Source organism: Mycobacterium sp. (assembly GCF_049802695.1).
Taxonomy (GTDB): Bacteria; Actinomycetota; Actinomycetes; order Mycobacteriales; family Mycobacteriaceae; genus Mycobacterium.
The window spans coordinates 1-22,536 of sequence record NZ_JBARMY010000357.1; the positions used below are offsets into that span (position 1 = coordinate 1).

Sequence of the window (22,536 nt, forward strand, 5' to 3'; positions counted from 1 at the left end):
CATCATTCCCGAGCTGGGCGAGCGTAGCGCCGGCGCGGGGCTGATGTTCCCGGCGCTGGCGTGCACGGTATCGGCGGTAGCCGCCGCCATCGGCGTCATCGACCCGCCGCGCAAATCGCTGGCAACGGCCACCGACGAGGAACTGAGCAATCCCTATCGCCGCACGAGCGTGCTGCGGCGGATACATGCGGCCTCGGCGCTGCTGATGATGCCGCAGACCGTGACGGTGACGTTCATGCTGGTCTGGCTGATCAACAACCACGGCTGGGAAATTGAGTCGGCCGGTGTCCTGGTCACGGCGTCGCAGCTGCTCGGCGCGGTTGGCCGCGTCATCGTCGGCCGTTGGTCGGACCGGGTCGGTTCTCGGTTGCGCCCGGTACGCATCGTGGCCGTCACCGGCGGGCTGGCCCTACTGGCGCTGGCTTTCACCGATCACCTGGGCTGGGCGATCGCCGTCGAGCTGATGATCGTCGCCGCGGTGATCGCCGCGCTCGACAACGGGCTGGAGTCGGTAGCGATCACCGAATACGCCGGACCGTTCTGGAGCGGACGTGCGCTCGGCGCGCAGAACACCTTTCAGCGACTCGCGGCGGCTGCCGGGCCGCCTGTCTTCGGCGCCGTGATCACCGCGGCCGGCTACCCGGCGGCGTTCGCGTTGTGCGGTCTATTCCCGCTGGCGGCAGCACCACTGGTGCCGGCCGAGGTGGTACCGCCCGGACTGGAGATCAGAGCCCGCTGGCAATCCGTTCGCCGACTTCGGCGGTGGAGAGCCGTTCGTTCCCTCGATTGGCCAGAAAATCCGCAACAGCCCGATCAACGCGTCCGGCGGCGGCGTCTTCGCCGACGTGAGAAAGCAACAACGCCACGGACATGATCGCCGCCGTCGGATCGGCGATTCCCTGACCGGCGATATCCGGCGCGCTGCCGTGCACCGGCTCGAACATCGAGGGGTTGGTCCGCGTGGCATCGATGTTGCCGCTGGCGGCCAGACCGATACCGCCGCACACCGCGGCGGCCAGGTCGGTGATGATGTCGCCGAACAAGTTGTCGGTCACAATGACGTCGAAGCGACCGGGGTCGGTGACCAGGTGAATCGTCGCGGCGTCGACGTGCTGATACGCCACCTCGACCTCGGGATGTTGTTCCGCGATCTCCTGCACGGTTCGCCACCACAACGCTCCGGCGAAGGTGAGCACATTGGTCTTGTGCACCAGGGTGAGGTGGTTGCGGCGCTGACGGGCCCGCTCGAATGCGTCGCGCACCACCCGTCGCACGCCGAAGGCGGTGTTCACGCTGACTTCGGTGGCCACTTCCTGGGCGGTGCCGACTCGGATCGCGCCGCCGGTGCCGGTGTAGGGGCCTTCGGTTCCCTCGCGCACCACGACGAAGTCGATGTCGGGTTGGTCAGTATCAGCCTTCAGCGGGCTGCTCACCCCGGGGTAGAGCCGAGCCGGTCGCAGGTTCACGTGATGGTCGAGCTCGAAGCGCAGGCGCAGCAGCAGCCCGCGCTCGAGCACCCCGCTCGGGACCGAGGGATCACCGATCGCGCCGAGCAGGATCGCGTCGTGTGCGCGTAGTTCACCGAGGACCGACTCCGGCAGAGTTTCACCGGTCGCGTGGTAGCGCCGCGCGCCCAGGTCGTAGTTCGTCTTCTGCACGCCGGGCAGCACCGCGTCCAAAATCCGCACCGCCTCGGTGGTGACCTCGGGGCCGATGCCGTCGCCGGCGATGATCGCCAGCTTCACCGGCGCTCCTCGGCGGTCATGACAGGTCGACCACTTCGAGTTTGTTCGCGTTCACCGCTGCGCTGATCTCCGATCGCACTTCGGCGGGCACGTCGCGGTCGAGGCGCAGCAGGATCGTCGCGGCCGGCCCTTCGGCGTCCTGAGAGAGCTGCGCGGCGTAAATGTTGACCCCGGCTGTGCCGAGCAACGTACCGATCTTGCCGAGTGCCCCCGGCTGATCGGTGTAGTTGATGACGAGGTTGGTGCCCTGCGCGCGCAGATCGAAGTTGCGGCCGTTGATCTGCACGATCTTCTCCACCTGCTGCGGCCCGGACAAGGCGCCGGCGACGTTGACCGACGACCCGTCGGCGGCCACCGCCCGCACGTCGACGACGCTACGGTGATTGGGGCTTTCCGACGCTGTGCTGAGCTCGGCGGCGACGCCGCGTTCTTCGGCGATTGCCGGAGCATTGACGAACGTCACCTGGTCCTCGATGACCGCTGAGAACAACCCACGCAGCGCCGAAAGTCGCAGCACCTCAACGTCTTCGGAGGCAAGCTCGCCGCGCACCTGCACCGACAGCGACACCGGCAGCCGGTCGGACAAGGCGCCGGCCAGCAGACCGAGTTTGCGCACCAGGTCCAGCCAGGGCGCCACCTCTTCGCTGACCGTTCCGCCGCCCACGTTGACCGCGTCGGGAACGAACTCGCCGGCCAATGCCAGTTTCACGCTCTCGGCGACGTCGGTGCCCGCGCGGTCTTGCGCTTCGGCGGTGGAGGCACCCAGATGCGGCGTGACCACCACTTGGGGCAGGTCGAACAGCGGGCTGTCGGTGCACGGTTCGCTGGCGAACACATCGATACCGGCGGCCCGCACATGGCCACTGGTCACGGCTTCGGCCAGCGCCGCCTCATCCACCAGGCCGCCGCGGGCGGCGTTGACGATGATAACGCCCGGCTTGGTTTTGGCCAGCGCCTCTTTGTCGATGAGGCCGGCCGTCTCCGGCGTCTTGGGCAGGTGCACCGAGATGAAGTCGGCGCGGCCGAGCAACTCGTCGAGTGAGAGCAGCTCGATGCCCAGTTGGGCGGCACGCGCGTGCGACACGTACGGGTCGTAGGCCACGATGTGGGCGTTGAAAGCGGCAAGGCGCTGGGCTACCAGTTGTCCGATGCGGCCCAGTCCGACGATCCCGGCGGTCTTGCCGAAGATCTCGGTGCCGGAGAACGACGACCGCTTCCAAGTGTGGGCACGCAGCGAGGCGTCGGCCTCGGTGAGCTGGCGGGCCGCGGCCAGCAGCAGCGCCAAGGCGTGCTCGGCGGCGCTGTGAATGTTCGACGTCGGCGCGTTGACGACCAGCACGCCCCGTTCGGTGGCGGCGTCGACGTCGACGTTGTCCAGTCCCACACCGGCGCGGGCGACGATCTTCAGCTTGGGTGCCGCGGCCAGCACCTCGGCGTCGACGGTGGTGGCCGATCGGACCAGCAGCGCGTCGGCGTCGGGAACCGCCGCCAGCAGTTTGTCCCGGTCGGGACCGTCGACCCAGCGGACTTCGATCTGGTCGCCCAGGGCGTCAACGGTTGATTCGGCAAGTTTGTCGGCGATGAGAACAACTGGCAGGCTCACCCGGCCAGCCTAGTGGGGCCCGCTGAACCGCTGAACGCGGTGGGGCGCCCGCACCGCGCCGAACGTCACGCTGGAGTGGCACTGCCCGGCCACGGCCACGCTGGCGTGACGCTCGACGCGGATCAGGCCGTTTCAGTGATCGGCCGGTCGACCCAGCTCATCAAGTCACGCAGCTTCTTACCGGTGACCTCGATGGGGTGTTCGGCGCTGCGCTTGCGCAATTCGTGCAGCTGCTTGTTGCCGTTCTCGACGTCGGCGACCAGCTTCTTGACAAAGGTGCCGTCCTGGATGTCACGCAGGATGTCACGCATCCGCTCCTTGGTGTCAGCGTCGATCACCCGCGGACCGGACAGGTAGCCGCCGAACTCGGCGGTGTCGGACACCGAGTAGTACATCCGGCCGATGCCGCCCTCATACATCAGGTCGACGATCAGCTTCAGCTCGTGCAGCACCTCGAAGTACGCCAATTCGGCGGGGTAGCCGGCTTCGACCATCACCTCGAAGCCTGCTTTGACCAATTCTTCGGCCCCGCCGCACAACACGCTCTGCTCGCCGAATAAGTCGGTCTCGGTTTCGTCTTTGAAGGTCGTCTTGATGACGCCGGCGCGGGTGCCGCCGATAGCTTTGGCGTAAGACAGCGCCAGCGCCAGACCTTCACCGGTCGGGTCTTGGGCAACCGCGACCAAGGCCGGCACGCCTTTGCCGTCGACGAACTGCCGGCGCACCAGGTGACCGGGCCCTTTGGGTGCCACCATCGCCACGGTGACGTCGGCGGGCGGCATGATCAGATCGAAGTGGATGTTGAGCCCGTGGCCGAAGAACAGCGCGTCACCTGAATCGAGATGCGGCTCAATCTCATTCTTGAAAATGTCGGCCTGCGCGGTGTCGGGAGCCAGCAGCATGATGACGTCCGCCCACTTGGCCACCTCGGCGGGTGAGTCGACGTCGAGCCCCTGCTCGGTCACCTTATCCCGGGACTTGGAGCCTTCTTTCAGGCCGACCCGCACCTGCACACCCGAGTCCCGCAAGCTCAGCGAGTGGGCGTGTCCCTGGCTGCCGTACCCGATGACACCGACCTTGCGGCCCTGGATGATCGACAGGTCGGCGTCGTCGTCATAGAACATCTCCACTGCTTCTGCTGCCACGTCAGTTATCTCCTTTTTTCAACATCAATGTTTGTCTGGCTCGAGAGTTATTTGGCGCTGCCCATGCCGCGTGGTCCGCGCGACAGCGATACCAGGCCGGATTGGACTATTTCGCGGACACCGTACGGCTCCAGCACCCGCAGCAGCGCCTCGATCTTCGCCGGCGTCCCGGTGGCCTCGATGGTCAGCGACTCGGGCGAGACGTCGATGACCTTGGCGCGGAACAGGTTCACCGCTTCGATGACCTGACTGCGGGAGCCGGCGTCGGCGCGTATTTTGATCAACGCCAACTCGCGGGCAACCAGGTTGTCCTCGTCCTGCTCGACGATCTTGATGACGTTGATCAACTTATTGAGCTGCTTGGTGATCTGCTCCAGTGGCGTCTCCTCGGCGGACACCACGATAGTCATGCGCGACATGTTCTTCTGCTCGGTGGCACCCACGGCCAGCGATTCAATGTTGAATCCCCGCCGGGAGAACAGCGCCGCCACTCGGGCGAGCACACCGGGTTTGTCCTCGACGAGAACCGAAAGCGTGTGCGTCGGCGATGTCGTCGACCCGCTCATATGCGCCGCTCCTTCTCATCGCTACGCTCTGCATCGTCGCCGGCGCGCATCAGGCGTGGCCTTCGCTCTCGTCGTCGAACAGGGGTCGAATGCCGCGCGCCGCCTGGATTTCGTCATTGCTGGTTCCGGCGGCAACCATGGGCCACACCTGCGCGTCGGCACCGACGATGAAGTCGATGACCACCGGGCGGTCGTTGATGGCCCGGGCCTGTTTGATGACATCGACGACGTCTTCCTCACGCTCACAACGCAATCCGACGCAGCCGAGCGCCTCAGCCAGCTTCACGAAGTCGGGGATGCGGTGGGAGTGGGTGGCCAGGTCGGTCTGGGAGTAACGCTCCTCGTAGAAAAGCGTCTGCCATTGGCGCACCATGCCGAGGTTGCCGTTGTTGATCAGCGCGACCTTGATCGGCGCGCCCTCGATCGCGCAGGTGGCCAACTCCTGGTTGGTCATCTGGAAGCAGCCATCACCGTCGATGGCCCACACCTCGGCCTCGGGACGGGCGAGTTTGGCGCCCATGGCCGCCGGGACGGCGTAACCCATGGTGCCCAGACCGCCGGAGTTCAGCCAGGTGCGTGGCTTTTCGTAGCTGATGAACTGGGCCGCCCACATCTGGTGCTGACCGACGCCGGCGACGTACACGGCGTCGGGCCCGGCGATGGCGCCCAGCGTCGAGATCACGTACTCCGGACTCAGGCTGCCGTCGCTCTGCGGGCCGTAGCTCAGTGGGTAGGTCGACTGCACACCATTCAGGTAGTCCCACCATTGCGCGATGTTGTCGTTTCCGACGCTGCCGGGGGCCGCATCGTGGTGCAACGCGGCGATCAGTTCGGTGATCACGGCTTTGACGTCACCGACGATCGGCACGTCGGCGTGGCGGTTCTTGCCGATCTCCGCCGGGTCGATGTCGGCGTGGATGACCTTCGCCTCAGGGGCGAAGGAGTCGAGTTTTCCGGTGACCCGGTCATCGAAGCGGGTGCCGAGCGCGATCAGCAGGTCGCTGCGCTGCAGCGCCCCCACCGCCGCGACGGTACCGTGCATGCCCGGCATACCCAGGTTCTGCGGGTGGCTGTCGGGGAACGCGCCACGGGCCATCAACGTGGTGACCACCGGGATACCGGTCAGCTCGGCCAGTTCGCGAAGCTGCTCTGTGGCGTCGCCGCGGATCACTCCTCCGCCGACGTAGAGCACCGGCTTGCGCGCGCCGGCGATCAGCTTGGCGGCTTCCCGGATCTGGCGGTTGTGCGGTTTGGTGTTCGGCTTGTATCCGGGCAGATCCATCCGCGGCGGCCAGCTGAAGGTGCACTGGCCCTGCAACACGTCCTTGGGGATGTCGACGAGCACCGCGCCGGGTCTGCCGCTCGCCGCGATGTGAAAGGCCTCGGCGAGCACCTGGGGTATTTCATCGCCGCTGCGCACCAGGAAGTTGTGTTTGGTGATCGGCATGGTGATGCCGGAGATGTCGGCCTCCTGAAAGGCGTCCGTCCCGATCAGCGAACGCCCGACCTGCCCGGTGATGGCGACGACGGGGATGGAGTCCATCTGCGCGTCAGCCAGCGGTGTCACCAGATTGGTGGCGCCGGGTCCGGAGGTGGCCATGCACACTCCGACCTTGCCGGTGGCGTGCGCGTAGCCGCTGGCGGCGTGACCAGCACCCTGCTCGTGCCGGACAAGTACGTGGCGCAGCTTCTGGGAGTCGAACAGCGGATCGTAAACGGGCAGTACGGCGCCGCCGGGGATGCCGAAGATCACCTCGACGTCGAGTTCCTCCAACGACCGGATCACCGACTGTGCGCCGTTGAGTTGCTCCGGCGCAACGGTTTTGCTGATTGGCGGTGTCGGTCGGGATCCAGGCGACCGCTGCGATTCTGCCGCCACCGCCTGGGCGGCCTTCACTGACGCCGGCGCGCCATTGGCCTGCTGCGGCCCGTCCGGTGCAGTCGACGTTTGTCGAGTAGTGGGTGCGCTCACTGTGTCCTCTTACGTCCTTTTGAGTCAGCTCTGGGTGTGCTCGATCGCGATGTGCCGAAGCCGGGCAACAAAAAACCCCCGTCAGCTCAGCTGCTGCACGAGGGTTGCGCGTTGGTGCTGGACCGCTTCAAATGCTGAAGGCCTGCTTCGGCTGGTCAGACACCAACGCGCCGACCAAGTACTACAAGCATTTTACGGGTCTCCACAGCGTTCGACGGTAGTCTCCGCACAGGTCAGCAGTCAAATCCGGGCAACCGGGCCGCGCCGCAAAAGCTGTCGCCCGGCAAGTGAAATGATGCATGCGTGACATCCGGGTCGTCCGAAGAACATCCCGCGCCGTCGCCGGTGGTCCTGAAGATCTCACCGATGGCGCACTTCGCCGTTGGCTTCTTCGCCCTGGGACTGTTGATCCCGGTGTTCACCTGGCCGCTGACTGCACCGCTGCTCGCGGTGCCGGTGATCCTGTCCGCAATGATCATTCGGTTGCGCACGGTCGCTGGCGACCAGGGCGTCACGGCGCGAACGCTGCTGGGCAGCCGGGCATTGCGCTGGGCGGACATTGACGGGCTGCGGTTCAGCAAAGGTTCGTGGGCGCGCGCACAACTCACCGACGGCACCGAACTACGGTTGCCAGCGGTGACTTTTGCGACGCTGCCGCTGTTGACCGAGGCCAGTGCCGGGCGGGTGCCCAACCCGTATCGCTGAACGACGTGGTCCATTCGCGGCGACCCGCTGCACTCGGCTAGGCCGACTTTGCGGTCGCCGCTACGCCACCGGGTTGGCGCCGTTGAGCAACACCCAGACCGCGATGCCCCCGGCGACGCCCACCAGCAGCGCGGCCATGGACCCGATGAACGGCCGGCGCGACCAGCCACGCCCGGCGTCGAAGCCGTACCGGCCGGGCCCGACCAAGATGACCGCGACGGTGGCGACGATCAAGGTTAGTTCGTATTCGTGGCCGTTGGGCAGAAAGAACGGGAACGATCGGCCGTTCTGACCGGCCATACCGGCGACCAGACCGTTGATCAGGTAGGCCAGTGCACCGGCGGCGGCCAGCGGAGTGAACAGTCCGAGCACCAGCAGCACTCCGGCCGCTATTTCGCCGCCCGCCGCGCAATAGGTGAGGATGTCGGCGTGCTGATAGCCGATATCGGATAGCGAGTTACGGAATCCGGCCAATCCCTCGCCACCCCACCAGCCGAAGAGTTTCTGCAGTCCGTGCGCGACCAGCACCACGCCCAGGCCCATCCGCAGGACGAGGAGGCCAAGGTCCTGCGTACCTCGCCGACCGTCGAGCCGTGCCCGGTCATGCTCGAGGTCCGCGTCGCTATCGGCCGGCCCGAACGCCGCGTCGTGTTGCTCGGGCGATGACTGCGCATACGGCAGCGATTCGTGAGTGTTTGCCAGGCCGTACCGAGGGAGCGCCGCATTGTCCGTCCGGGCGCTGTAATACGGAATTGTGGTGGTCTCGTAATCGCCTGCATAGTTGGCTGACGGCAGGTCGTCTTCGGGGTCAACCAGGCTTGCCCCGGCCGGGCGTCCCGCTGTTGGCGCCGAGGACTCGTCCGGCCGCCGCCACGTAGCGTCATGAGAATGACTGGTCACGCGTGTCAGGTTAAGGGCATTCGCTGCTGAATTGGGGATTTGAGCGGCGCTTTTGCCGATTATTCCGCGAGTCGCGCCATAGCTGTGACCCAAAACGGGGCCGGGAAGCGGCAAACCTGCGGCACCCGTCGTCGGCAACCGAGTCCGAATATCCGTAATCTTGCGGTCATGCTGTTGCGGTGGCCGGGTCGGCGTGGGTTGGCTGCCCTGTGCGCGCTGCTGCTGTTCGCCGCCGGCTGCGCGCGTTTCGACGACAACCAGTCGCAGCCGTTCACCACCCAGCCGGAACGTCAACCGCAGCAGACGTCCAAACCGCCGCCACCGCCGCCGCTACCGCCCAATCCGTTTCCCAAGGAATGCCCCGCACCTGGCGTGATGCAGGGCTGCCTGGAAAGCACCAGCGGGCTGATCATGGGCCCCGACAGCAAATCGGCGCTGGTGGCCGAGCGCGTCACCGGCGCTGTGAAAGAGGTTTCGGTCAACGCGGAGCCGAAGGTCAAAACGATCATCCCGGTCGATCCGTCCGGCGACGGCGGGCTGATGGACATCGTGCTGTCACCGACGTACTCGCAGGATCGGCTGATGTACGCCTACATCAGCACGCCCACCGACAACCGGGTCATTCGCGTTGCCGACGACGATATTCCCAAAACCATCTTGACTGGCGTCCCGAAGGGCGCCACCGGCAATACCGGGGCGTTGATCTTCACCAGCCCGACCACGCTGGTCGTGCTCACCGGCGACGCGGGCAGTCCGGCGCTGGCTGCCGATCCTGCCTCGCTGGCAGGCAAAGTGTTGCGCATCGAACAGCCGACCACCGTCAACCAGGCGCCACAGACCACCGCGCTGTCCGGCATCGGCGCCGGCGGTGGTATGTGCATCGACCCTGTTGACGGCTCGCTGTACGTCACCGACCGTGCGCCCGACGCGGATCGCCTGCAGCGCATCACCAAAGACTCGAAGGTGTCGACGGTATGGACCTGGCCGAACCGGCCGGGCGTGGCCGGCTGCGCGGCGCTAGACGGCACCGTGCTGGTGAACCTGATCAACACCAAACAGACAGTGGCGGTGCGCCTGGCGCCGGCAACCGGGGCCGTCACCGGGGATCCCGACGTGGTCCGCCAAGACACCCATGCTCATGCGTGGGCTTTGCGAATGTCTCTGGACGGCAACGTCTGGGGCGCGACAGTCAACAAAACGGCCGGCGACGCGGAAAAACTCGACGACGTTGTATTCCCGCTCTTCCCGCAGGGCGGCGGGTTCCCCCGCAACAACGACGATAAGACCTGACCCGGATTCGCGACTCTGGCCAGCCTGTTCTGAACCGCTCAGCTGCAGGCGGCGAGCACCAGTTCACGCACCCGCGCCGCATCGGCCTGACCCTTCGTCGCCTTCATCACCGCGCCCACAATGGCGCCTGCGGCTTGCACTTTGCCGCCGCGAATCTTTGCCGCCACGTCGGGATTGGCAGCTAGCGCTTCGTCGACGGCGGCTTGGATCAGCGAATCATCTCGGACCACGGCCAGTCCCCGTGTGGTCATCACCTGCTCGGGTTCGCCCTCGCCGGCCAGCACACCCTCAAATACTTGGCGGGCCAGTTTGTTCGACAACTTGCCCTCGTCCACGAGTACCACGACCGCGGCGACCTGTTCCGGAGTGATGGCCAGCTCGTCGAGGCCAATGCCGGCTTCCTTCGCCTTCTCCGTCAGGAAGTTGCCCCACCAGGCGCGTGCCGCCTCGCTCGACGCGCCCTGTGCCACGGTGGCCGTCACCAGCTCCACGGCGCCGGCGTTGACCAGATCACGCATCACTTCGTCGGATACGCCCCACTCTTGCTGAATCTTCTTGCGGCGCAACCAGGGTATTTCGGGGATGGTCTGGCGCAGCCGCTCGACGAGTTCAGCACTGGGCGCGACGGGCTCTAGGTCGGGCTCGGGGAAATACCGGTAATCCTCAGCGGTCTCCTTGGTGCGGCCGGGACTGGTGTACCCAGCCTCGTGGAAGTGGCGGGTCTCCTGCGTGATCCGGCCACCGGATTCCAGAACTGCCCCTTGGCGCTGCATCTCGAATTGCACCGCGACTTCAACACTTTTCAGCGAGTTGACGTTCTTGGTCTCGGTGCGGGTGCCGAACACGATCGCACCGGTCGGCTTCAGCGACACATTCGCGTCACAGCGCATCGAGCCCTGATCCATCCGCACATCTGATACACCCAACTCGCGCAATAGATCCCGCAGAGCGGTCACGTACGCTCGCGCGATCTGCGGCGCCCGTGACCCGGTTCCCACGATCGGTTTGGTGACGATCTCGATCAGCGGCACGCCGGACCTGTTGTAGTCGATCAGCGACGTCGTCGCGCCGTGGATGCGGCCGGTTTCGCTGCCCACGTGGGTCAGCTTGCCGGTGTCCTCCTCCATGTGCGCGCGTTCGATTTCCACCCGCCAAGTGCTGCCATCGTCCAGCGGCACGTCCAGGTAGCCGTTGACGGCGATCGGCTCGTCATATTGCGAAATCTGGTAATTCTTCGGCATGTCCGGATAGAAGTAATTCTTCCGGGCGAACCGGCACCACGGCACGATTTCACAGTTCAGTGCCAAGCCGATCCGGATCGCGGACTCCACTGCCGCCTCGTTCAGCACCGGCAGCGAACCGGGCAGACCCAGGCAGACCGGGCAAACCTGAGTGTTGGGTTCGGCGCCGAATGCCGTAAGGCAGCCGCAGAACATCTTGGTGACCGTCGACAGCTCGACGTGCACCTCGAGGCCCAGCACCGGGTCGTAGCGTGCGAGCACCTCGTCGTAGTCGAGCAGCTGGGCCTCCGACGCCCTGGCGGCAATCGTCATGGAGCCGATTCTAGTTGGCGGACCATCGCTGGGATCGCTGCGTCCTGTTCCGCCGGCGCAACAGGACAGGTGAGACGAATCAACCGAAGAAAGCGCTCGCGTCGTCGTACCGGCTCTGCGGCACCAGCTTGAGTTGGCGCACCGCGTCGGCAAGCGCCACCCGGCCGATGTCCTGGCCGCGCAGCGACACCATCATGCCGTACTCGCCGGTGTGCGCGGCATCGGCGGCGTTGACCCCGAACCGGGTTGCCAGCACCCGGTCATAGGCAGTCGGCGTACCGCCGCGTTGCACATGGCCCAGCACGGTCACGCGGACGTCCTTATTGATGCGTTTCTCCACCTCCGCCGCCAACTGCGCGGCCACACCGGTGAAGCGCTCATGACCGAATTCGTCGAGTCCGCCCTCGGCGAGTTTCATGGAGCCCTCCGCCGGTTTGGCTCCTTCGGCCACCACGCAGATGAAGTGAGAGTCGCCGCGCTGAAAACGCCGCTTGACCGACCGGCACACCTCTTCGATGTCGAAGGGCTGCTCGGGGATGAGCGTCATGTGCGCGCCGGAAGCCAACCCGGCGTTCAGGGCGATCCAACCGGCATGCCGGCCCATCACCTCGACCAGCATGACCCGTTGGTGTGATTCGGCGGTGCTGTGCAACCGGTCGATGGCATCGGTCGCGACCATCAACGCGGTGTCGTGTCCGAAAGTCACGTCCGTGCAATCGATATCGTTGTCGATGGTTTTGGGCACACCGACGACCGGGACATTCTCCTCGGACAGCCAGTGCGCGGCGGTCAATGTTCCCTCACCGCCGATCGGGATCAGCACGTCAATGCCGTTGTCGTCCAAAGTCTGCATAATCTGGTCCAGGCCGGCTCGAAGCTTGTCGGGATGAACCCGGGCGGTGCCCAGCATCGTGCCGCCCTTGGCGAGCAGCCGGTCATTGCGTTCGTCGTTGTGCAGTTGAATACGACGATTTTCCAGCAGTCCACGCCAGCCGTCCTGGAATCCGACCACCGATGATCCGTAGCGCGCATGGCAGGTGCGCACTACTGCCCGGATGACCGCGTTGAGCCCCGGACAGTCGCCGCCGCCGGTGAGAACTCCGATGCGCATGCCTTCATCTTGCCCCCTGCGGAGACTTGCGGCAGCGGATCCCAGTCCGGCGACGATGCGGGCGGGCACGGCCCGAGGAGGAGCCGGACAATCGAGCCTAGATCGGCGAGGGCAACGGTCCGCGAGCGACTTCGTAGGCGGCGCCCACGCGGTAGATGCGGTCATCGGCGAGGGCGGGCGCCATGATCTGCAGCCCGACCGGCAGGTTGTCGTCCGGCGATAATCCGGACGGCACCGACATGCCGCAGTGACCGGCCAGATTCAGCGGCAGGGTGCACAAGTCGAATAAGTACATCGCCAGTGGATCGTCGACCTTCTCGCCCAACCGGAAAGCGGTGGTCGGCGTCGCCGGTGACACCAGCACATCGACGGACTGGTAGGCCTGATCGAGATCGCGGGCGATCAATGTACGCACTTTCTGCGCCTGGTTGTAGTAGGCGTCGTAATAGCCCGCGGACAAAGCATAGGTCCCGATCATTATGCGCCGCTTGACTTCCGGGCCGAGCCCGGCGGCGCGGGTCAGCGCCATCACCTCTTCGGCGCTGTGCGTGCCGTCGTTGCCGACCCGCAGCCCGTACCGCATCGCATCGAAGCGGGCCAGATTGCTCGACACCTCTGACGGCAAGATCAGGTAATACGCGGCCAGTGCGTAATCGAAATGCGGGCAGTCGACTTCGGACACCTGAGCGCCCAGCGCGGTGAGCTGCTCGACGGCGCTGTTGAACGACGCCAGCACCCCGGGCTGATAGCCCTCGCCGCGTAATTGTTGCACCACACCGATTCGCACGCCGCGTAGATCGCCGTCCGCGCCCGTCCGCGCCGCGCCAACCACATCGGGCACCGGCGCATCGACCGAAGTGGAGTCGCGGGCGTCATGTCCGGCGATCACCTGATGCAGCAGCGCGGTGTCGGAAACCGTTCGCGCACACGGACCGCCCTGGTCCAGTGACGAAGCACAGGCCACCAGGCCGTAGCGCGACACCGTCCCGTAGGTGGGCTTGACCCCGACGGTGGCAGTCAGTGCGGCGGGCTGGCGAATCGATCCGCCGGTGTCGGTTCCGATGCCCAGCGGAGCCTGGAATGCGGCCAGTGCCGCGGCGCTACCGCCCCCCGAGCCGCCGGGCACCCGTTCGACATCCCACGGGTTGCGGGTCGGGCCGTAAGCCGAGTTCTCGGTCGACGAGCCCATCGCGAACTCGTCCATATTGGTCTTGCCCAGGATAGGGATTCCCGCCGCGCGCAACCGCGTCGTCAGTGTGGCGTCGTACGGGGAACGCCAGCCTTCCAGGATCTTCGATCCGCAAGTCGTGGGCATGTCCACGGTGGTGAACACGTCTTTGAGCGCCAGCGGTACGCCGGCCAACGGCGACGGTAGCTGCTCACCGGCGGCCAGCGTTTCATCGACGGCGGCTGCGGCTGTCAGCGCTTCCTCGGCGGCCACGTGCAGGAACGCGTGGTAACGATCGTCAGTCGCCGCGATCTGGTCCAGGCAGGCCTGCGTGACCTCGGTGGACGACAGCTCTTTGGCGGCGATCTTGGCGGCCAGGGTCGCGGCATCCAGCCGGATGAGGTCTGTCACTGGCTTTCCCCGAGAATTTGCGGAACCGCGAAGCGTCCGTCGACGGCTTCGGGCGCCTCAGCCAGCGCCTCCTGCTGGGACAGGCAGGGGGTGGCTTCGTCCGGGCGGGTGACGTTGACGTCTTTGAGCGGGTTGTCGGTCGGCTCGACGCCGGTGACGTCGACGGCCTGGATGGCACTTACGTGGGTCAGGATGGCGTCGAGTTGTCTGGCGTAGCTGTCCAGTTCAGTGTCGGTCAACGCCAGCCGGGCCAGCCGCGCCAGGTGGGCCACCTCGTCGCGGGAGATCTGGGACACGAGGGAAAAGCCTAGCCCGGCGACGATGCCCGCCGCCCAGCGGCGGGAGGAGGAGCCGGGCAATCACCCCTGGCCCGGCGACGATGCCCGCCGCCCAGCGGCGGGAGGAGGAACCGGGCAATCACGGAAATGCCATGCGCGCGCTGCTGTGCGACAGTGTTGCCCGTGTCCTCTTATCTGCTGCGCGTTCAGCTGGCTGACCGGCCGGGCAGCCTGGGGTCGCTGGCGGTGGCGCTGGGATCGGTCGGCGCCGACATCCTGTCGCTGGACGTGGTTGAACGCGCATCCGGGTATGCCATCGATGACCTGGTGGTGGACCTACCCCCGGGAGCGATGCCCGACAGTCTGATCACCGCGGCAGAGGCGCTGCACGGTGTGCGGGTGGACACCGTGCGCCCGCACACCGGTCTGCTGGAAGCTCACCGCGAGTTGGAGCTCCTTGACCACGTCGCCGTGGCCGACAAGGACTCGCAGCTGCAGGTGCTCGCCGACGACGCGCCGAGGGTGCTGAGGGTGGGCTGGTGCACCATCGTGCGCAGCGTTCACGGCGGGATACAGAGCGTCGTGGGCAGTCCGGGCGCCCCGGAGACCAGGCTGAACGCGACCCCCTGGATGCCGCTGGAGCAAGCCGCGGCGCTGGACGCGACCGACGACTGGGTGCCGCAGGTTTGGCGCGATCTGGACACCACCCTGGTCGCCGCCCCGCTGGGAGCGCCCGATCTGGCGGTGGTGCTGGGCCGGCCCGGCGGCCCGGAGTTCCGGCCGTCCGAGGTGGCTCGGTTGGGCTACCTGGCCGGGATCGTGGCGACGCTGTTGCACTGAGCCGCGACCGACGCGGCGCTTTGCCCGGTGATGTCGCTGAATGTCAGTTCAGTCCGGTGACGTCACGGCCGCTGGCGGACCGTGCGTCAACAGCTCTCGGAAGCCGTCCTCGTCGAGGATCGGCACACCGAATTCGACGGCCTTGTCGTATTTCGACCCGGGCGAGTCGCCGGCGACCACGTAGGAAGTTTTCTTCGACACCGAGCCGGCGGCCTTGCCGCCGCGGGCCACGATGGCCTCCTTCGCGCCGTCACGGGAGAAGCCGGTCAGCGAACCGGTGACGACGATCGTCAGGCCCTCCAGCGTGCGCGGCACGCTCGCGTCGCGTTCGTCGGCCAACCGCATACCCGCGGCGCGCCACTTGTCGACAATCGCACGATGCCAGTCGACGGTGAACCATTCGGTGACCGCCGCGGCAATCGTCGGTCCGACGCCTTCGACCGCGGCCAACTGCTCGGTCGACGCGGCCGTGATCGCCTCCAGGCTGCCGAATTCCGTTGCCAGGGCACGGGCAGCGGTGGGCCCGACGTGACGGATCGACAACGCCACCAGCACCCGCCACAGCGGCGCCGCCTTGGCCTTGGCGAGATTTTCCAGCAGGCGTCGGCCGTTGGCCGACAGTTCACCGGCCTTCGTCCGGAAGAGCTCGGTGCGCAGCAGGTCGTCTTCGCTCAGGCTGAACAGGTCACCCTCGTCGCTGATGACGTCCGCCTTCAACAGTGCGACGGCCGCCTCATAACCCAGCCCCTCGATGTCGAACGCACCGCGGCCGGCGACGTGAAACACCCGCTCGCGCAACTGTGCCGGACAGGACCGGGCGTTGGGGCAACGGATGTCCGCGTCACCTTCCTTGGCCGGCGCCAGCGTGGTGCCGCACTCAGGACATTCTGTGGGCATGATGAATTCACGCTCAGACCCGTCGCGCAGATCGACGACAGGCCCGAGCACCTCGGGGATGACGTCGCCGGCTTTGCGGAGCACCACGGTGTCGCCGATCAACACTCCTTTGCGCCTGACTTCCGAGGCGTTGTGCAAGGTGGCCAGCCCGACAGTGGACCCGGCCACCTTCACCGGCGTCATGAACGCGAAGGGAGTCACCCGTCCGGTGCGCCCGACGTTGACCCGGATGTCGAGGAGTTTGGTCTGCACTTCCTGCGGTGGATATTTGTAGGCGATCGCCCACCGGGGCGCGCGAGAGGTGGACCCCAGCCTGCGTTGCAGCGCCACGTCGTCGATTTTGACCACCACGCCGTCGATTTCGTGCGCCACGTCGTGCCGATGCTCACCCCAGTAGTGAATGCGGTCCAGGGCCGCTGCCGCATCGTTCACCCGGGTGGTGTGGTCGGAGACCGGTAGCCCCCATGCGGCCAGCGCCAGATAAGCGTCGTGCAGAGTGGGCGGCCGGAACCCCTCGATATGTCCCAGCCCGTGGCAGATCATCCGCAACTTCCGGCGGGCGGTTACCGCCGGATCCTTCTGCCGGAGCGACCCGGCGGCGCTGTTGCGCGGGTTGGCGAACGGCGTCTTTCCGTCCTCGACCAGTGCGGCGTTGAGCGCCTCGAAATCGGCCAACCGGAAGAACACCTCACCACGCACCTCGAGGACTTCGGGCAGCGGATAGCCGTCGGCGGGCGTCAGCCGCTCCGGGACGTCGTCGATGGTGCGCGCGTTCAATGTGACGTCCTCGCCGGTGCGGCCGTCACCCCGGGTTGCCGCTCGAACCAAGCGGCCGCCGCGGTAGACCAACGCCAGTGCGACACCGTCGATCTTGAGCTCGCACAGGTATGGCACGTCTTGAGAACCGGAGACGCCGACCTCGGCGCGGATGCGGGCTGCCCAGGCGTCGAATTCCTCGGCGCTGAACACGTTGTCCAGCGAAAGCATCCGCTCGAGGTGGTCGGCGGAGGTGAAGTCGGTGCCGAAGCCGGCACCGCCGACCAGCTGGGTCGGCGAATCGGGCGTGCGCAGCTCGGGGCGCCGGTCTTCGAGCTCGGCGAGCCGCCGCAGCAGCTGGTCGAAGTCCGCGTCGGAGATGACCGGCGCATCGCGCACGTAGTAGCGGAACTGGTGTTCGCGCACCTCATCGGCCAGTTCGCGCCATTGCCGCCGCACCTGGGGCTCGACGGGGTCGGCTTCGGGTGAGCTCACCTTGGCAGGCTATCGGAGCCCCCAGACAAGCAGCGGACGAGCTTTGCGCGACAGGCCACGACGATCTCAGCCGCAAATCGGTCAGACCGTCACGCGTCATCCTCGACGTACGCGCGTAACCCTTCGATAGCGCTATCCCAACGACGCGACAGCTGCTCCAGGTAATCGCTGGCCTGAGCCAACGGTTCGGTATGTACCGTCCAAATGCGTTCCCGTCCCCGGCGGCTGCTGCGGACCAGACCCACGGCCGCCAGCAGATCCAAATGCTTGGTGGCCGCCTGTCGCGTGATCGGAACCGATGCCGTCACGTGTGCTGTGGACCCGGGACCGCCGTCACACAGCCGCGCGATGATGCGCAATCGGTTCGGATCCCCCAGAGCGTCGAAGAGCGGCGCCGCCCGCTCGACTGCGCTCGCCCCGGTCATACTTTGTGCCACGCCAGGTATCTGCGGACCAGTTCGGCTTGCTTGGCCCAGCCGTCGCTGTTCGCCTCGAAGGCAGCGCCCCTTCGGGAATCGGGTAGTGCGTCGAACCCGGATTCCACGATCCTCAGCAGCACACCGTCGGACGTCTCGGACAGGGTGAACTCCACCAGGGTGGTGGACTCGCGGTCATAGTCGATGCCGCGATCCACGGCGAACGGATGCCAGCGGTAGGCGAACCGTCGCTGCGGTTCGACCGCGACGATCTGCCAGGTACTTGGCTTTCCGGTATCCGATTCCTGAAGCTTGGCCACCTCGTCGTCGACGAGGGTCGGAACGATCGTGGCGGTGACCGACGTCCCGGCGACGAAAGGGCCGTCGAAGCGGACCCCGAACCACCGCCCGAATTCCTCGGCGTCGCTGATCGCCCGCCACACCCGGTCCAGCGGCGCGCGCAACGTCACCTGCTTCTCGATCCGGTCTGTACTCATATGCAACCTCCTGGTTGCATATGAGTACAACATCCCGAAGCACTTAGCGCAACCAAACGGTTGCCTACGGGGTTCAGATCGCGTCGGGGTCTTCGGCGACTACCTCGGCGGCCCGGCGGGCAAGTTCGATCGCCGTGCGCGCCCACTGCGGCGTCGCACCCGCCAAGCCGCAGGCCGGCGTGATACCGATCCGATCCCGCAGCGCCGCGCGGGCGAAGCCGATCCGATCGGTCACCGCGACGGCGGCGGCGGCGACTTCTTCCACCGACAAACGCCGCCCCGGTTCAGTCGCCGGCACCACGCCCAGCATGACCGTGCGGCCGGCTTCGACGAACTCACCGAGGCCGTCGAGATCGGCGGCCCGCAGCGTGCCCGCGTCCACTGATATCGAATGAATCACACTCTGCTGCAACACCTTCCACGGTAACTCTGCAGCGCAGCTGTGCACCACTACCTCGGCGCCTGCCGCAGCGACACAGGTGTCGAGCAGTGCGGTGGCCAATGTCTCGTCAATCGCTTCGACCGGGCTCAACGCAGTCACCCCGGACAGCCGGCCGGCCAGCGCGGTCGCCAGTAACGGCTCGTCGAACTGCACTGCGACCGGCGTGTCGAGCCGGCGAGCGACCGTCGCGCGGTGGACAGCCACCCCCTCGGCCAGCGATGCACCGATATCGCGGACCGCGCCCACGTCGGTGATCGCCCGGTGTCCGTTGCTCAGCTCCAGTTCCGCGGCCAGCGTGATCGGGCCGGGCGCCTGGACCTTCACCGGGTGCTCTTTGCCGCGCAAGCCGGCCAGCTCCCACGCCTCTTCCAAGGCGTCGATGTCCTCATCGAGCAGGCTGGCCGCTCGACGTGCCACCGCCCCGGGACGGGCCACGATGCGATAACCCCGCGGCACCGTGTCGATGGCCACGTCGACCAGCAGTGCGCCGGCCCGCCCGATGATGTCGGCCCCCACTCCCCTGGCCGGCAGCTCGACGACGTGGGCCAGCGCGTCGGCCAGCTCACCGACGACCACTTCAGCGGCCTGCCGGGGCGCAGTGCCCGGCCATGATCCGATGCCGCTGCCCGTCGCGAAAATACTCATCGGCCAACAGTATTCGACCGGCCGCCACCGGCTCGGCCAGGGTCTTCGCTGGTCATGCGCCGAGCGGATGGCCCGGCTAGACTCGAGTGGAATACATCCGCAGGGCGGGAATCCGGGCATGGCGTACAGGGCGAGAGGTACCCGACGGCTGCTCTGGTGCGGCGTCGTGTTGCTCACCGCGGCCTGCACCCGCGTCGTGGGCGGCGCGGCGGTGCCCGGGTTCGGCGAACTGCCCCATTCGGGTGTCGACGTCGACGAGGTGCTGTTGGATCAAGTGGGAATGCGGGCCATCACCGGTGCCGGTGATGACTTGACGATCGTTCCCTCCATGGACGGCACGAGCCCGGTGGACGTGGACAGCCTGGCCGATGAGGTACCGCCGCAGTGCCGGTTCGTCTTCGCGGAAACAGCGACGTTCGGGTCTGAAATCGAGCAGTTCCACAAGACGACGTTTCAGGACCCACCGAAGAGCGCTCTGATCTCCGAGGGCGCCGGCGGCTATCGGGATGCCGGCACCGCTCAGCACGCTTTCGACGCCCTGGTCGCAAGTGTCGACGGCTGCGCGACCAGTTCGAAGGGATCGCTGCTGATCGGCGAGTGGAGCGCCGACGAGCAGTCGTTGCATACCCGCCCGGGCGGTTGCGGGCGCGACTACCGGGTCAAGTCGACGGTTCTGCTGGAAGTCACCTTCTGCGGTTTCCCGGGGTCGGTGTCCGACATCGTGATAACGAACATTGCGGCCAAAGTGCCCGACTGAGGGGCCGGTTAAGCCGCCACGCCGGCGATGGTCGCGCTGCCGATCACCTCGTCGCCGGCGGGATCCGGTCGGTACAAGACCAGCGTCTGGCCGCGCGCCACTCCGCGCAGCGGTGCCCGCAACTGTACGTCAAGTTTGTCGCCACTCAATTCCGCTACTGCGCCAACGGTTTCGCCGTGTGCCCGCACCTGAACGACACACTCCACGGGGCCCGTCGGCGCCGCTCCGGAGGTGAACACCGGCGAATGCCCGGTCAGTGTCCACACATCCAGTGCAGCCGCGTTGCCGACATGCACGGTGGCGGTGTCGGCATCGATGGCGGTCACATAACGCGGACGACCGTCCGGTCCGGGGCCGGCGATCCCCAGCCCCTTGCGCTGGCCGATGGTGAACCCGTGCACCCCGTCGTGCTCGGCGAGCACGGTCCCCTGCGCATCGACCACCGCACCGCGGCGTACGCCGATCCGCGCGCCCAGGAAAGCCCGGGTGTCGCCGGACGGAATGAAGCAGATGTCGTGGCTGTCGGGCTTGTCGGCGACCGCCAGGCCGCGACGGGCGGCCTCCGCGCGGATCTGCGGTTTCGGGGTGTCGCCGATCGGAAACGACGCGTGGCGCAACTGATCAGCAGTGAGCACGGCCAGCACGTACGACTGGTCCTTGCCGCGGTCGACGGCGCGACGCAGCCGGCCACCGGACAACCGGGCGTAATGGCCGGTTGCCACCGCATCGAAGCCCAGCGACACGGCTTTGGCCGACAACGACGAGAACTTGATCCGCTGATTGCAGCGCACACACGGGTTGGGCGTCTCGCCCCGGGCGTAGGACGACACGAAATCGTCGATGACGTCTTGCTGGAAGCGCTCGGCGAAGTCCCACACGTAGAACGGGATGTTCAGCACGTCGGCCACCCGACGGGCATCGCCGGCGTCTTCCTTCGAGCAGCAGCCGCGCGACCCGGTGCGCAACGTGCCCGGCGCCGACGACAGCGCCAGATGTACGCCGACCACGTCGTGCCCGGCGTCGACCATGCGTGCCGCGGCCACCGACGAGTCCACCCCACCGCTCATCGCGGCCAGCACCCTCACGGCGAGACTCCCGCCGCGGCCAGGCTGGCTTGCCGCGCACGGGCCACCGCTGCGGGCAGCACCTGCAGCACCGCGTCGACATCGGCATCGACACTGGTGTGTCCCAACGACAGTCGCAACGACCCGCGAGCGCTGGCCGCATCGCTGCCCATCGCGATCAGCACATGCGACGGCTGCGCCACGCCGGCGGTGCAGGCCGACCCGGTCGAACACTCGACGCCGTTGGCGTCCAACAACATCAGCAACGCATCACCTTCGCAGCCGGCGAAAGAGAAATGGGCGTTGCCGGGCAGCCGCAGCGCGCCGCGGGCACCGTTGAGGTGCGCGTCGGGAATCTCGCGCAGCACACCGTCGATCAGCCGGTCGCGCAGCAGACGCAACCGCGCGCTGTTCGCCTCCAGCCCGTCGACGGCGATCTGCGCCGCCGTCGCCATTCCCACCGCGCCGGCCACGTCAGGGGTGCCCGAGCGGATGTCGCGCTCCTGACCGCCGCCGTGGTAGAGCGGCACACAGTCGACGTCCCGGCGCAGCAGTAAGGCACCGACTCCCGGCGGACCACCGAACTTGTGCGCGGTCACACTCATCGCCGACAGCTCGCTGACGCCGAAGCCGACCGGCAGCTGCCCCACCGCCTGGACGGCGTCGCTGTGCATCGGCACACCGAATTCGGCTGCCACCGCCGCCAACTCGGCGATCGGCATGATCGTGCCGACCTCGTTGTTAGCCCACATCACCGAGACCAGCGCGACATCGTCGCCGGCCTTCAGCGCGTCGCGCAAGGCCGCCGGCGACACCGACGCGTCCGGGCCGGTGGGCAGCCAGGTGATTTCGGCGCCTTCGTGTTCGGCGAGCCACATCACCGAGTCGAGCACCGCATGGTGTTCCACCGCGGTGACGATGATGCGCCGGCGATGCGGCTGGGCGCCGCGGCGGGCCCAGAAGATGCCTTTGACGGCGAGATTGTCGCTTTCGGTGCCACCGGCGGTGAAAATCACCTCTGAGGGCCGCGCGCCGAGCTTGGCCGCGATCAGCTCCCGGGACTCCTCCATCCGCCGCCGCGCCGCCCGCCCCGTGGTGTGCAACGAGGAGGCGTTACCGACGGTTGCCAGCACAGCCGTCATCGCCTCGATGGCAGCGGGATGCATCGGGGTGGTGGCGGCGTGATCGAGGTACACCATGACGACATCCCGCGTGGCGGCGGGCTCAGCCCTTACGGGCCTTGACCGCCTCGGTGAGCTGCGGAGCCACCTTGAACAAGT

At 66.9% G+C, this 22,536-nt stretch carries 20 protein-coding genes and 1 pseudogene; 5 read left to right on the plus strand and 16 right to left on the minus strand.

Going from position 1 to position 22,536, the window contains the following annotated elements; genetic code table 11:
* Positions 1-43: 43 nt before the first annotated feature.
* Positions 44-544, plus strand: a pseudogene (locus WA317_RS14780) (MFS transporter); the annotation flags it as partial.
* A 181-nt stretch (positions 545-725) separates the two neighbouring features.
* On the opposite strand, the gene WA317_RS14785 reads toward WA317_RS14780, so the two are convergent.
* The 5 genes from WA317_RS14785 to WA317_RS14805 all read right to left on the minus strand — a co-directional run bounded on the left by WA317_RS14785 (position 726) and on the right by WA317_RS14805 (position 7,031).
* A complete protein-coding gene (locus WA317_RS14785) occupies positions 726-1,745 on the minus strand; it encodes a 3-isopropylmalate dehydrogenase (RefSeq protein WP_425173742.1) in 1,020 nt (339 codons plus the stop codon).
* A gap of 16 nt (positions 1,746-1,761) precedes the next feature.
* Complete coding sequence (gene serA / locus WA317_RS14790; RefSeq protein WP_425173743.1) at positions 1,762-3,348, minus strand: phosphoglycerate dehydrogenase; 1,587 nt, start codon at positions 3,346-3,348, stop codon at positions 1,762-1,764.
* Positions 3,349-3,470: 122 nt separating this feature from the next.
* On the minus strand, positions 3,471-4,472 hold the full coding sequence (gene ilvC, locus WA317_RS14795) for a ketol-acid reductoisomerase (protein WP_425173758.1): 1,002 nt from the start codon (positions 4,470-4,472) through the stop codon (positions 3,471-3,473).
* A 68-nt stretch (positions 4,473-4,540) separates the two neighbouring features.
* Positions 4,541-5,059 (minus strand): acetolactate synthase small subunit, encoded by a 519-nt coding sequence (gene ilvN, locus WA317_RS14800; protein ID WP_425173744.1) that lies wholly within the window; start codon positions 5,057-5,059, stop codon positions 4,541-4,543.
* 49 nt (positions 5,060-5,108) lie between these two features.
* Positions 5,109-7,031 (minus strand): acetolactate synthase large subunit, encoded by a 1,923-nt coding sequence (locus WA317_RS14805; protein ID WP_425173745.1) that lies wholly within the window; start codon positions 7,029-7,031, stop codon positions 5,109-5,111.
* Between the two features lie 366 nt (positions 7,032-7,397).
* On the opposite strand from WA317_RS14805, the gene WA317_RS14810 reads away from it, so the two are divergent.
* Complete coding sequence (locus tag WA317_RS14810) at positions 7,398-7,736, plus strand: PH domain-containing protein (RefSeq protein ID WP_425173759.1); 339 nt, start codon at positions 7,398-7,400, stop codon at positions 7,734-7,736.
* 60 nt (positions 7,737-7,796) lie between these two features.
* Here WA317_RS14810 and WA317_RS14815 read toward each other — a convergent pair whose 3' ends face one another.
* On the minus strand, positions 7,797-8,636 hold the full coding sequence (locus WA317_RS14815) for a DoxX family protein (protein ID WP_425173746.1): 840 nt from the start codon (positions 8,634-8,636) through the stop codon (positions 7,797-7,799).
* 168 nt (positions 8,637-8,804) lie between these two features.
* Between WA317_RS14815 and WA317_RS14820 the strand changes: the two genes are divergently transcribed.
* Positions 8,805-9,926, plus strand: coding sequence for a PQQ-dependent sugar dehydrogenase (locus WA317_RS14820; RefSeq protein WP_425173747.1), 1,122 nt, complete (start codon positions 8,805-8,807; stop codon positions 9,924-9,926).
* A gap of 38 nt (positions 9,927-9,964) precedes the next feature.
* On the opposite strand, the gene gatB is transcribed toward WA317_RS14820, so the two are convergent.
* The 4 genes from gatB to gatC form a co-directional block, all read right to left on the minus strand.
* A complete protein-coding gene (gatB, locus tag WA317_RS14825) occupies positions 9,965-11,479 on the minus strand; it encodes an Asp-tRNA(Asn)/Glu-tRNA(Gln) amidotransferase subunit GatB (RefSeq protein WP_425173748.1) in 1,515 nt (504 codons plus the stop codon).
* Between the two features lie 79 nt (positions 11,480-11,558).
* Positions 11,559-12,590, minus strand: coding sequence for an ATP-dependent 6-phosphofructokinase (locus WA317_RS14830; protein ID WP_425173749.1), 1,032 nt, complete (start codon positions 12,588-12,590; stop codon positions 11,559-11,561).
* 97 nt (positions 12,591-12,687) lie between these two features.
* Complete coding sequence (gene gatA / locus WA317_RS14835; protein WP_425173750.1) at positions 12,688-14,169, minus strand: Asp-tRNA(Asn)/Glu-tRNA(Gln) amidotransferase subunit GatA; 1,482 nt, start codon at positions 14,167-14,169, stop codon at positions 12,688-12,690.
* Positions 14,166-14,465, minus strand: coding sequence for an Asp-tRNA(Asn)/Glu-tRNA(Gln) amidotransferase subunit GatC (gene gatC / locus WA317_RS14840; protein WP_425173751.1), 300 nt, complete (start codon positions 14,463-14,465; stop codon positions 14,166-14,168). Before gatC ends, gatA begins: the two co-directional genes overlap by 4 nt.
* A gap of 165 nt (positions 14,466-14,630) precedes the next feature.
* On the opposite strand from gatC, the gene WA317_RS14845 reads away from it, so the two are divergent.
* On the plus strand, positions 14,631-15,287 hold the full coding sequence (locus tag WA317_RS14845) for an amino acid-binding protein (RefSeq protein WP_425173752.1): 657 nt from the start codon (positions 14,631-14,633) through the stop codon (positions 15,285-15,287).
* A 48-nt stretch (positions 15,288-15,335) separates the two neighbouring features.
* Here the strand turns inward: WA317_RS14845 and ligA are convergent, their stop codons facing one another.
* From ligA to WA317_RS14865, 4 genes are all read right to left on the minus strand, one after another.
* Positions 15,336-17,435, minus strand: a complete 2,100-nt coding sequence (gene ligA, locus WA317_RS14850) for an NAD-dependent DNA ligase LigA (RefSeq protein ID WP_425173753.1) — start codon at positions 17,433-17,435, stop codon at positions 15,336-15,338.
* Between the two features lie 89 nt (positions 17,436-17,524).
* Positions 17,525-17,860: an ArsR/SmtB family transcription factor gene (locus WA317_RS14855; protein ID WP_425173760.1), complete on the minus strand. Its 336-nt coding sequence runs from the start codon at positions 17,858-17,860 to the stop codon at positions 17,525-17,527.
* Positions 17,857-18,348, minus strand: a complete 492-nt coding sequence (locus WA317_RS14860; RefSeq protein WP_425173754.1) for an SRPBCC family protein — start codon at positions 18,346-18,348, stop codon at positions 17,857-17,859. Before WA317_RS14860 ends, WA317_RS14855 begins: the two co-directional genes overlap by 4 nt.
* A 73-nt stretch (positions 18,349-18,421) precedes the next feature.
* On the minus strand, positions 18,422-19,435 hold the full coding sequence (locus WA317_RS14865; protein ID WP_425173755.1) for a methionine synthase: 1,014 nt from the start codon (positions 19,433-19,435) through the stop codon (positions 18,422-18,424).
* Positions 19,436-19,553: 118 nt separating this feature from the next.
* Between WA317_RS14865 and WA317_RS14870 the strand changes: the two genes are divergently transcribed.
* On the plus strand, positions 19,554-20,192 hold the full coding sequence (locus WA317_RS14870; RefSeq protein ID WP_425173756.1) for a sensor domain-containing protein: 639 nt from the start codon (positions 19,554-19,556) through the stop codon (positions 20,190-20,192).
* A gap of 8 nt (positions 20,193-20,200) precedes the next feature.
* Here the strand turns inward: WA317_RS14870 and mnmA are convergent, their stop codons facing one another.
* The gene (gene mnmA, locus WA317_RS14875; RefSeq protein WP_425173757.1) at positions 20,201-21,277 is read right to left on the minus strand and encodes a tRNA 2-thiouridine(34) synthase MnmA; all 1,077 of its coding nucleotides are present in this window, start codon (positions 21,275-21,277) and stop codon (positions 20,201-20,203) included.
* Positions 21,274-22,455, minus strand: coding sequence for a cysteine desulfurase family protein (locus tag WA317_RS14880; RefSeq protein WP_425173761.1), 1,182 nt, complete (start codon positions 22,453-22,455; stop codon positions 21,274-21,276). Before WA317_RS14880 ends, mnmA begins: the two co-directional genes overlap by 4 nt.
* Between the last annotated feature and the right edge of the window lie 81 nt (positions 22,456-22,536).